This window comes from Nostoc sp. PCC 9305 (assembly GCF_963920915.1).
Classification (GTDB): Bacteria; Cyanobacteriota; Cyanobacteriia; order Cyanobacteriales; family Nostocaceae; genus Nostoc.
Window position 1 is genome coordinate 1 of record NZ_CAWUDN010000177.1, and the last position, 9,541, is coordinate 9,541.

Sequence of the window (9,541 nt, forward strand, 5' to 3'; positions counted from 1 at the left end):
TTCAGAGGTCGAAATTCCGAGTTCAGAGGTCGAAGTTCTGAATTCAGAGGTCGAAGTTTCGAGTTCAGAAGTCGAAGTTCCAAGCTCGGAGGTCGAAGTTCCAAGCTCAGAGGTCAAAATTCCGAGTTCAGAGGTCGAAATTCCGAGTTCAGAGGTCGAAGTTCTGAATTCAGAGGTCGAAGTTTCAATGACAAAGGACTAATGACTATCCTTTAGCAAAACGTCGGACAGCAAATAAGCTCCCCATTAATCCTACACCTGCACCGAAACTCAAAAGAATTAGGGGCAATAATAAAATTTCTGCTGGTGTGAGTTGCACTCTGTTGGTGATGACTTGGATAAACTCAGGTTGATTGACTAGCAACTTACCGAGAAACTGTTGAATCACAGAAATGAAACTCCAAGCGATCGCACCACCAACCAAACCAAAGGCAATTCCTTGTAAAATAAACGGGAGGTAAATCCAAACAGAAGTCGCTCCCACTAGTTGCATAATTTCAATTTCCTGACGCCGCGCCATGACAATCAGCCTAATTGTGGTGGTAGTCACTGCGATCGCTGTTAAAGTCAGAATCATCGTAATTGTTAAAGTAATCCAGTTTAGACCTCGATGCAACTGGGCAATGCGTTTGACTGCTTCATCAACATACTGCACCGTCTCAACTCCTCGTAATTTAGCCAACTGTGTTGCTAAGGTTGGTACAACTTGAGAATTACGTGCTTTTACCTTCATCTCATCAACCAGAGGATTCTCACCTAGCTGCTGGGTAGCACCCTCAATATCAGAAATTCTCATTTCCTTAACTAACTTAGTCCAAGCTTGTTCTTTGGTAATGGTTTTTATCGCCGCCACCTCTGGCATTTTAGCGATTAGTGGCTCAATACTTTCGATTTGCGTATCCGGTTCGAGATAAACTGATACTTCTAGCTGGCTACCAAACTGATAAAGAAGTTTTTCGACTTGCCAAGAGGTTTGCAAACTCAAGCCGAATAAAAACAGTAATACCGTCACAGTACTGACAGCAGCCCAATTCATCCAACCTCCCCGCAGTAAACCGAGGAAAGTTTCTTTCAGCAGATAATCAAGTTTCGTGAAAGATTTAAACACACATCACCTCAAAATTTGAACTTAACGCCAAAGCACTAAGTTCAGCCTTTGCGTCTTTGCGTCAATAACACCACTATTTATAGTCAATGGTGCAAAGTTTGCCAATATATCAGCTTTTATCTATTGCTACTTCCTTCTTATGTCCTCTTGCTGCCTCGATCATTTACCCGATTTTCATACAATTTGCCATAGATATACTCACTATTGCCTCTAACAGTTATTAGACTTCTTGCAAAAGTCGGGGTGAAGGGGAAAAGGGGAAAAAACTCAAAATCCTTTCCCTTTAACCTTTTCCCTTTTCCCTAAGAGTGCAAAAATATATTTTTGCAAGAGGTCTATTGATAATAATTGGCTAGCTGTTCTAGTTTCTCAGCAATTCTACGGTTCTTTCAACTGACCTCAAAAAAGTGGGGAAATAGTTTGGTATTTATACTATGTTTTTCTCTGGGGATCGTAGTAATTTGATAGGGAGAAACAGATTGATAGAAGGAAAGTTGAACCATGAACTCATTAAATAAAGCCAATTTAGACAATAGCTTCTTAAACCAGATCCGCTATCAGCTTGAGTCCGTAGAAATACATAATTCTAATCTAGCCAGACTATTGTGCAAAATAATTCCTTCCAATTGCCCTTTTGAAAGAACTGTTAAACTTTTCGGTCGGACTCTGCTTCACATTCCACCTTTATGTAAATTGAACCCTCTTTATGAACAGATAGTTGGTCTTCGTTTTAAGTGCTTATTATATTTAGTCAATGAATGTGGTGAAGATGCTAGAAAATATTGCTAAACATAGGTTTTCATCAATAAAAAAATGATTGGAAAAATCTTTTTACTAAGAAAAATTGTATAGGAATCCTAGTTGCAATCAGATGTGAATCAGAAATAGGCTGGTAAACGACTGACAATCAATTTCACATTTAAAAGTACTGTTGAATGATGTCAGCCTCGATAAAAGGATCGCTTCAAGTATGGTGCAACGTGACTTCACACTAATTATTTTGGAGATTGGTACTACGTCTAAGATGATGTTTAAAAAGTTTTGGGCGATTGGAAATCGCGGCTACACAAGCAAAGTCCGCCTGCGCGGACTAACACAAAATCAAACTCTTTAACCCACGTAGGTGGGTTTTGTCTGTGTAGCAGTGATTTCCAATCGCCAAGGCTACTCTTGGCATCAGCCTGCTGTTAGGCAAGCAAAAAGAGAAATGGCAAATGGGTTTTTGGTATACTCCAGGACTTTTTAAACATCCTCTAACTGAGATTGATAGAATGAAAATAGTAGGAATTTTCACCATCTAGCCATCGAGACTCATGCCCTCTGAAATTGCTGTCGAGAAAAAAAAGTTAAAAAATCCACCTTTGGAGCTTCATTATTTAGGCGATCGCGTGCTGCGTCAAGCTGCAAAGCGGATTTCTAAAGTTGATGACGAACTTCGCCAAATAGTGCGTGAAATGCTGCAAACTATGTACAGCAAAGATGGCATTGGTTTGGCTGCACCCCAAGTAGGAATTCACAAACAATTAATTGTCATCGACCTGGAACCAGAGAACGCAGCTAATCAGCCTTTGGTGTTGATTAACCCCACCATTAAACAAGTCAGCCGCGACATCTCTGTTGCCCAAGAAGGATGCTTGAGTATTCCCAACGTATATTTAGACGTGAAGCGCCCCGAAGTCGTGGAAATTGCCTATAAAGACGAGTACGGTCGTCCTCGGACATTAAAAGCTAATGACCTCCTGGGACGCTGCATTCAGCACGAGATGGATCACCTTAACGGCGTGGTATTTGTAGACCGTGTAGAAAACTCCTTGACTTTAGCCCAGGAGCTATCTAAGAATGGCTTCTCGTATCAAGCGGTGAAACCAATAGCATAGGGGGGGGCAATAGTGTATTTAACTCCAAAAAGCAGTTTATTTCTCGGTGGTTCTTGTGTAAGTGCGATCGCAGCCGTTGGTTCGATTTTTGAACTCGGTTACGGACAACCAGATTTTGGTGTCACAGCTACGGCAATTATCCTGGTATTAAGCATTCCACTCACAGGATTATTTTTCTTTGCCGCAGTTAAGGACGCAAGGGCTAACATGAAATAAGCATCAGGTACATAAAAAAGGTAAAGGGATGAAGGAAAAAGGCAAAATTCATTCTTTTACCTTTTATTTTTGCTCTCCATCTTCCATAGCCCCTAAAGCTTTTAGCGTCACTAACTGCGCTGCGGTTAATCCTGTAACCCCGGTGATATTCATTTTTTCATAGGGTCGTGGCGATCGCAGTATTCTTAGGCAATCACCCGTCGATACATCCCAAAGCTTGATTGTCTCATCTTGGCTACCACAAATCAGAGTTTGACCATCGGGACTAAAGGCAACTGACCAGACGCAATTGGTATGTCCCTGCAAGCTTTTCAGGCATTTACCATCACCAACATCCCATAATTTCACGGTTTGGTCGTCACTGCCAGTAGCTAAAGTTTCACCATTGGGACTAAAAGCAACCGATCTTACCCAACTGCTATGTCCCTGCAAAATTTTCAGGCATTTACCATCACGAACATCCCATAACTTCACTGTTTGCTTTTCACTGCAACTAGCTAAAGTCAGTAGACCGAAAAGTTTTGCGATCGCTCAGTGATGGATACTTGCAAACCTGATTGTTGTCTGAAAAACTGTACTTTTCAATACAGTTTTGGGAAAATTCGTTGATAGATATTACATAAGCAAAACTAATAATATGAAGAGAAAGGTAAGGATAGCTCTCGCACCAGAACATTGTTCTGGTACTGTGTCTTGGAATTTTTGTAAAGTATTGAGGTGAATAAGCAAAATTTTTGACTTAAAGGATTAATTAGTTTGGCTATGACTGCAACTACACCGGTCTTAACCGATAATCAAACGTTAAAAGAAGTGGTTAACTGTTTAGCAGAAAATGTTCCAATTAAAACTCAAGGTAATTGTGAACAACAAAATATATTTGAAATTTTAATTCGCGCTGCTACTCAAAGAGATAGTATTGAAAACACTACCAAAATCTTAAAAAACGTTCCTTCAAGCAATGACATTCGTTATCATCTGGAAAAATATTCAGACATATTTGCTCTGGAGTTAGACTTAAATGCAGCACTTCAAAGCCGTTTACCAGATGGAATTAGACAGGGTAAACAAAAAATTGCTATTGATTTTAATTTAATTCCTTATTATGGCGAACCATCACCAGATGAAGCACCTTTTATTTATAGAAGTAAAGCTAAAAGTGGTACTTGCTCTTTTTACGCCTATGCTACTCTCTACGTAATTAAGAAAAATAAACGAAAATAAACGAGTCACCCTAGCTATCAAAGCTGTTCAACAAAAAGATACAAAAGCAGCAATTATTACTTATCTCTTAGCACTAATTGAGCCAATTAAGCTGAAAATTGAGCGATTGTATTTAGGGCTTGCTGAAAAAGTCATAAAAAAGCAATTTTAAGGGTTGACTAGTTATTCAGATCCGGTCAAGCATAAGTTTTTGTTGACTATAAATGCTTCAATTATAAAGTGCAATTATATTAGACCGGGAAAAAGGTGTGGTTTTCAAAAATAGACATAAAAAAGCGTAAAAAAGCCGTGACAAGTGAGTAGAAAGATTCATCACTAAAAAAGTAATAGCAATTGCACACAAAGAGGTGTGAGACAGTTTAGCCATTACTCTAGCAAGGCTAAATCGTCTTTTGGCTTGTCCAAACTTTCCCTCAATAGAATTACGAATCCTTTCGTCCTCTTGAGCTTGTCTCTTTTTTTCTTTACTGAGATTAGCTGGAGGTCTTCCTAATGGAACTCCACTGATTCTAATACCTCTTTCTTTACACCAAGCTCGATTTTCTTTCGTTCGATAAATTTTATCAACATGAACGGATTCTGGATAATAGCCAGTGTAATTTTTATAGGCTTCGACTTGTGCTTTTAAATCTGCTGATTCATTATAGTTATCCCAACTAATATGGTCTAAAAACACATATCCATTGAAATAACTAGCCGACAGTTTTGCGCCAAATTCCACGGACTTCCCGGCTTTACCTCGGACAATGGGACGAATATGTGGTTGGCTTAAACTCACAATACGGTTATCAATACTTTGTTTTTTATTTTCATATAACCAGAGTTGTTGACGAAAGATTTCTGCAACTACAAGTAACGTCTTATATTGTCTATTAGTTAAACCCTCTAACGATGCTCCTAATACAATTAAATGGTCAATATGAGATAAATTTCTTTTGATATACTGAAGCTGTTTTTTGATTGCTTTTCTTCTATCTTTTTGAGCTACCCGGCGTTTCTTCGCTACTTCTAAGTAATCAATTCTTGCAATTTTTCTATAAGTTCTTGGCTTTTTCTCTAATGTGCCTTTTATCTGTTCGTAAAGTAAGTCTATTATTCTTTCTGTCTGTTTTCGGGCTTGATTTAAAAGCTCTAAATCTGTTGGATAACTGATATCTCCAGGCGCACAAGTCGCATCTAATATTAATTTTCCTCGATTTTTTGGCTCACTGCTTTCTTCTTCTGGTACTGCTGTTTTTTTTTACTTGATTGAGATGATGTTTCTAAGCACATCTTTTTCACCATCTCTTGATTCACTTTGTTGACTAACTCCGCGCTAATTCTTTCCCGAAAATGTACTAACATCGATGCGTCAAATGGAGTTTCATTACTAAGTAGCGATTAACTCAAGTGCGCGGCAATACCTCCAGCACAATGCCTTGGAAACTAGAACCAATTTAACCCGCAGTGGAGAACCGATTCCACCAGGCTATCAACAGTTGTGGGAATATTCCAGTCCCTTGATTGCTATCCACAGCTTTGGGCATCAAATTATGAGAGCGTTACAGCTGGTGGCTAGAGTTGACCCAAAACAGGTAAATTTTACAGTAGTGAAGGAGTTAGGGGAAAATAACAATTACACAGGCTATTTCTATGATACCAGTGATGGTGGTAATGGTGCGGCTGAAGCTGTGTTTAAACATCTGCCAAAACTTGCTGGTGCTGCGAGAGCGATCGCACGAGATTGCAACTGCGATACTGGCTGTGCCAAGTGTCTAATTCAACATGGTTGCCCTGATGGTAACACTGCTTTATTAAAGCAAATGGGATTATTGTTGTTAGATGCGATCGCCTCCGGTCGGTCGGAGACCATCGCCTCCACCGGGACGTAGCCTATCGCTACACCTGATGTTTGACATGAGCATCGTCGTAGACATCGCTCAAATTCCAGATTTTATTGTTCCAGATACTCAATCACTGCCTCCAAGTCTGCGATGCCTGCGGCGGGCTACGCCTACGCCCGATTAAATCGATTGAGCATTGCTTCTGCTACTTCTGGTTGGGCGTTGACAGTCGGTAGTTTTTCTCTTACCACACCTTTGAGTGCTTCTAGCCACAGCGACAAATTTGTATGTCGAACTGCTGTCAACAATCCCATGTTGGTGAGAACTGACAAATGAAACCCAAGTTGGTCTTGTCCACCATAACCCAAATATCCGTTGCTCAGTTCTAGTTTTTCTGGAGTAAATTCAAAATACTGATCAGAGGTAATACCAGCAGATTCTAGTTTGGGTTGTGGTAATGGAGGTTGGGATTGAGTCATTATCAGTTAGGATTGTTGTACAGCAGGTAATTTTGACATTTGCAAAACACTGTCTGACCAAGTGCCAAGTTCTTGAATAATCTGGTTTTTAGCTTCTGTGTTATTCCAGGCTTGTTCCCAGTTAAACAGCCAGCGTGTGAGAAACCTTCCTAAGTTTGCTAACTCACAAGCATTGTCAATATCTATATCTGGGGCTATCCACTCAAGAAAATACATAGTCTCTCTAATCAGGCTTTTGACCACATCTTCATGCGTAGAGTCACTGAAAAGTTGATTTATCCTTGCTAAATTAGTTGCCAATTTTCCCAATCTAACAGGGATACTATCTTGCACAAAGGTTTCTTGCTCATAAGTTAAGCCACTATTCATCCCAGAAACTCCATAATAATTGCGGCGACCTGTTCTCTAATTTTAACGTCCATAATTTCCATTGAACGATTCTGTCTGGGACGCAGATTAACCATAGACTCATAGATTATCTGTTGTGTATCAGGTCTGAAACTAGCAGCCCAAATATCACTCTGCTTACTCCCATCTTCTAGCAATGCCTGTTCACAGTAAAAGTGCATTTCACCTCCCCCAGCCAGAATCCGATGTTCAATATCTACCGCTACCTTAATATAAAACTTTAACTCTTGTAGCATCTGCTCAATTTGCCCCGGTGTAGCACGAACTCTAATAATCTCAATCAAAAAACTTACTCCTATTAAACATACGCTTGCCCTGGCTATCTTGCCTAATTACATCAGCCTTCAACTATCAACATTAAAACCCAATTGGTGCGTAGCTTTGTAACTAAATTTTCTACTTCCTGCAACTGGATTTCCTGCAACCGGCAATACGCTGTATATCTGTATTGAAGCATAATTAATCGAAGTAATTAATTTGCAGCTTACCGCTGCATGGGAGAGATGTTATATTCTCTCCACCATGCCAGTAATTAATCTTGCCGATATTCAACAAATTACTAAAACACAGCAACAACTCCTATTACCCAGTCAAAAATATCATCCAAATCGCTCTGCCTTTGACTCTATAGTTGCAGATAACTTATCTTTGGTGATGAGACAACTATTTTTAGGACTTCCTATAGAACCTTTATTAAATGCCTATCCTCAAATAGCTCAGTGGGTTGATCAAATACAAGAACTTGCACCGGAAATTTTTAAATATCGGAAAAAGTTATTAGTCGATAATCCAGTTATTGCACCTCTTGCAATTAATGACGACAAGCACTTTATTCAAGTATTAACAAATATAGCATTTAAGCAAGGTATTCCCAGGCTTTATGAATGGGCTATACGCCATCCACAATTAAGCTGGCAAGACCGGGTGAAGCTGTGGACTACGGCTAGACAATACTCAGTTACTCCTAACCAAATACAACTCGTAATTTTAGCATTACATCCTGTTAAACCAGCCCAAAGATTAAATGTACGCTGGAATAAAAAGGATCAGATGCAGACTGAAAAATGGTTAATTAAACTACTAACTCAATCTCCAGATAACAAATCACAATCAAACATAGTCATTCCTGAGTTATCGTCAATGGTCAATTTAGAAGCTATTCCAGAAGTCAAGATTTAAGAGGCTAATGCCTCTGCCATTGGCAAATGCTTGTTACAGATAATCCCAATGGTACTAAAATCAACTGTTGAACATGGATGGCTATTATCAAAACTACTGAAATTAGATGATGAATATCAAGGTAGGTGGGAGCAATGGCGATGGACAATGGAAACTGGAGAACTGCCTAAAGAAATACCACAAACTGAGTTTTTAGACTTAGGACATCCTCAAGTTTTACAGATGCTCTCAAGCTGTCTGCAATCTATTCCTAAAGGTGGATGTGGCAGTCCTTCCAGATTTATTCCCTATTTCACTGACTGGTTACTTTATGCTCTAGGGCATCCCAGCATTGCTAAATTGCCTCATGAGCCAGAGGGATGTAACGGTGCGAGTAATCGTCTTATTCAAGAACTAGAACTGAAGCTTTTGATTTCTTGTCCCTTCGATTACTTCGGTAATTTATTGGCTGCTAATCGTTACGGGCAATCAAGAGCTAAATTCTATCCTACTCCTACTTGGACAGCCAGGACAATGGCTATTGCAGCAGTTGACAGTTCTGCTGCAATAGCACCATTTCATATATATGAACCAGCACTTGGTACAGGAAGATTAGCATTGGAAATGTCAAATTATGCCATCAGTTTGACAGGCTGGGAGTGGGATTTACTACTAATAAAAATAGCAAGTTTAAACTTCATGCTTTACGCTCCTTACTTGGCATTGCCTATTCCTAGTTTGGGTGGAGATTTAATTATCGGAAACACCCTGACTGGCAAGGGTATTTCTTTTATCCGACCAAATTTAAAGTATGAAACTCCCGCATCAACACCTAAACCGAAGCTAAATAATAGTTTGCTAATTAATGGTATCAAATACGAAAATACTAAAGCAGAAAATATGTTGCAAGGAAGTTTATTTTGATGAAAACTAAAATTACTGAGTGGCAACAACTATTTCAAAATTGTGTCAGTAATCCTCCTCTGCCAATTTCCTTGCCTACTGTAGCCATTGCCAATCCTCCCTATTGCAAAATTAATCTCACTTCCGATTCAGAACTAACCAGATTTGAGATGGCTTATAAATGGATAAAACACGGAGATGGAAGCTACGTTATTACATCTAAGTTGAAAACCCAAGCAGAACAAGAGTGCTTATTTGTAGAACAGTGTTTAAATCAATTGCAACCTGGTGAAATAAGTAAGTCGGCGGGAAAATTTATAAGTATGTAACGAAAATTTAACCAGAGCG

General features: G+C 39.3%; 14 protein-coding genes and 1 pseudogene. 9 read left to right on the forward strand and 6 right to left on the reverse strand.

Annotated features, from left to right (window positions below; all coding sequences use genetic code 11):
- A partial coding sequence (locus tag ACM0OX_RS34005) for a hypothetical protein (protein ID WP_414519442.1) occupies positions 1-202 on the forward strand: 202 nt, incomplete at its 5' end.
- A gap of 3 nt (positions 203-205) precedes the next feature.
- Here ACM0OX_RS34005 and ACM0OX_RS34010 read toward each other — a convergent pair.
- A complete protein-coding gene (locus tag ACM0OX_RS34010) occupies positions 206-1,108 on the reverse strand; it encodes an ABC transporter permease (RefSeq protein WP_334838576.1) in 903 nt (300 codons plus the stop codon).
- 501 nt (positions 1,109-1,609) lie between these two features.
- Between ACM0OX_RS34010 and ACM0OX_RS34015 the strand changes: the two genes are divergently transcribed.
- The 3 genes from ACM0OX_RS34015 to ACM0OX_RS34025 all read left to right on the forward strand — a co-directional run bounded on the left by ACM0OX_RS34015 (position 1,610) and on the right by ACM0OX_RS34025 (position 3,201).
- On the forward strand, positions 1,610-1,897 hold the full coding sequence (locus tag ACM0OX_RS34015; RefSeq protein ID WP_289798202.1) for a Mo-dependent nitrogenase C-terminal domain-containing protein: 288 nt from the start codon (positions 1,610-1,612) through the stop codon (positions 1,895-1,897).
- Between the two features lie 524 nt (positions 1,898-2,421).
- Positions 2,422-2,985 carry a peptide deformylase gene (def, locus tag ACM0OX_RS34020; RefSeq protein WP_104908674.1) on the forward strand — a complete coding sequence of 188 codons (564 nt, stop codon included), beginning with the start codon at positions 2,422-2,424 and terminating at the stop codon, positions 2,983-2,985.
- A gap of 12 nt (positions 2,986-2,997) precedes the next feature.
- Positions 2,998-3,201 (forward strand): hypothetical protein, encoded by a 204-nt coding sequence (locus ACM0OX_RS34025; protein WP_289798204.1) that lies wholly within the window; start codon positions 2,998-3,000, stop codon positions 3,199-3,201.
- 63 nt (positions 3,202-3,264) lie between these two features.
- Here ACM0OX_RS34025 and ACM0OX_RS34030 read toward each other — a convergent pair whose 3' ends face one another.
- Positions 3,265-3,675 carry a WD40 repeat domain-containing protein gene (locus ACM0OX_RS34030; protein WP_414519445.1) on the reverse strand — a complete coding sequence of 137 codons (411 nt, stop codon included), beginning with the start codon at positions 3,673-3,675 and terminating at the stop codon, positions 3,265-3,267.
- A gap of 288 nt (positions 3,676-3,963) precedes the next feature.
- On the opposite strand from ACM0OX_RS34030, the gene ACM0OX_RS34035 reads away from it, so the two are divergent.
- A complete protein-coding gene (locus ACM0OX_RS34035; protein ID WP_414519447.1) occupies positions 3,964-4,422 on the forward strand; it encodes a hypothetical protein in 459 nt (152 codons plus the stop codon).
- A 208-nt stretch (positions 4,423-4,630) separates the two neighbouring features.
- Here the strand turns inward: ACM0OX_RS34035 and ACM0OX_RS34040 are convergent.
- Positions 4,631-5,787, reverse strand: a pseudogene (locus tag ACM0OX_RS34040) (IS5 family transposase); the annotation flags it as partial.
- A gap of 53 nt (positions 5,788-5,840) precedes the next feature.
- Here ACM0OX_RS34040 and ACM0OX_RS34045 point away from each other — a divergent pair.
- Positions 5,841-6,293 carry a Zn-binding domain-containing protein gene (locus ACM0OX_RS34045; RefSeq protein ID WP_414519448.1) on the forward strand — a complete coding sequence of 151 codons (453 nt, stop codon included), beginning with the start codon at positions 5,841-5,843 and terminating at the stop codon, positions 6,291-6,293.
- A 122-nt stretch (positions 6,294-6,415) separates the two neighbouring features.
- On the opposite strand, the gene ACM0OX_RS34050 is transcribed toward ACM0OX_RS34045, so the two are convergent.
- Genes ACM0OX_RS34050 through ACM0OX_RS34060 form a run of 3 tightly spaced genes read right to left on the reverse strand, consistent with a single transcriptional unit; the run spans position 6,416 to position 7,416 of the window.
- Positions 6,416-6,724: a hypothetical protein gene (locus ACM0OX_RS34050; RefSeq protein WP_179075905.1), complete on the reverse strand. Its 309-nt coding sequence runs from the start codon at positions 6,722-6,724 to the stop codon at positions 6,416-6,418.
- A gap of 6 nt (positions 6,725-6,730) precedes the next feature.
- Positions 6,731-7,093, reverse strand: coding sequence for a hypothetical protein (locus ACM0OX_RS34055; RefSeq protein ID WP_414519450.1), 363 nt, complete (start codon positions 7,091-7,093; stop codon positions 6,731-6,733).
- Positions 7,090-7,416: a DUF5674 family protein gene (locus ACM0OX_RS34060; RefSeq protein ID WP_084177611.1), complete on the reverse strand. Its 327-nt coding sequence runs from the start codon at positions 7,414-7,416 to the stop codon at positions 7,090-7,092. The genes ACM0OX_RS34055 and ACM0OX_RS34060 overlap by 4 nt, the downstream gene beginning before the upstream one ends.
- Before the next feature lie 238 nt (positions 7,417-7,654).
- Here ACM0OX_RS34060 and ACM0OX_RS34065 point away from each other — a divergent pair, with 238 nt between their 5' ends.
- From ACM0OX_RS34065 to ACM0OX_RS34075, 3 genes are read left to right on the forward strand one after another with little or no spacing between them, the layout of a single operon-like run.
- On the forward strand, positions 7,655-8,311 hold the full coding sequence (locus tag ACM0OX_RS34065; RefSeq protein WP_414519452.1) for a hypothetical protein: 657 nt from the start codon (positions 7,655-7,657) through the stop codon (positions 8,309-8,311).
- 48 nt (positions 8,312-8,359) lie between these two features.
- A complete protein-coding gene (locus ACM0OX_RS34070; protein ID WP_414519454.1) occupies positions 8,360-9,214 on the forward strand; it encodes a hypothetical protein in 855 nt (284 codons plus the stop codon).
- Positions 9,214-9,522 (forward strand): hypothetical protein, encoded by a 309-nt coding sequence (locus ACM0OX_RS34075; protein WP_414519456.1) that lies wholly within the window; start codon positions 9,214-9,216, stop codon positions 9,520-9,522. Before ACM0OX_RS34070 ends, ACM0OX_RS34075 begins: the two co-directional genes overlap by 1 nt.
- The last annotated feature ends 19 nt before the right edge of the window (positions 9,523-9,541 follow it).

Excerpts from the sequence above, each read along its gene's own strand:
- def (WP_104908674.1), top strand. The coding sequence starts at position 2,422 with ATGCCCTCTGAAATTGCTGTCGAGAAAAAAAAGTTAAAAAATCCACCT.
- ACM0OX_RS34065 (WP_414519452.1), top strand. The coding sequence starts at position 7,655 with ATGCCAGTAATTAATCTTGCCGATATTCAACAAATTACTAAAACACAG.
- ACM0OX_RS34015 (WP_289798202.1), top strand. The coding sequence starts at position 1,610 with ATGAACTCATTAAATAAAGCCAATTTAGACAATAGCTTCTTAAACCAG.
- ACM0OX_RS34075 (WP_414519456.1), top strand. The coding sequence starts at position 9,214 with ATGAAAACTAAAATTACTGAGTGGCAACAACTATTTCAAAATTGTGTC.
- ACM0OX_RS34055 (WP_414519450.1), bottom strand. The coding sequence starts at position 7,093 with ATGAATAGTGGCTTAACTTATGAGCAAGAAACCTTTGTGCAAGATAGT.
- ACM0OX_RS34050 (WP_179075905.1), bottom strand. The coding sequence starts at position 6,724 with ATGACTCAATCCCAACCTCCATTACCACAACCCAAACTAGAATCTGCT.
- ACM0OX_RS34070 (WP_414519454.1), top strand. The coding sequence starts at position 8,360 with ATGGTACTAAAATCAACTGTTGAACATGGATGGCTATTATCAAAACTA.
- ACM0OX_RS34035 (WP_414519447.1), top strand. The coding sequence starts at position 3,964 with ATGACTGCAACTACACCGGTCTTAACCGATAATCAAACGTTAAAAGAA.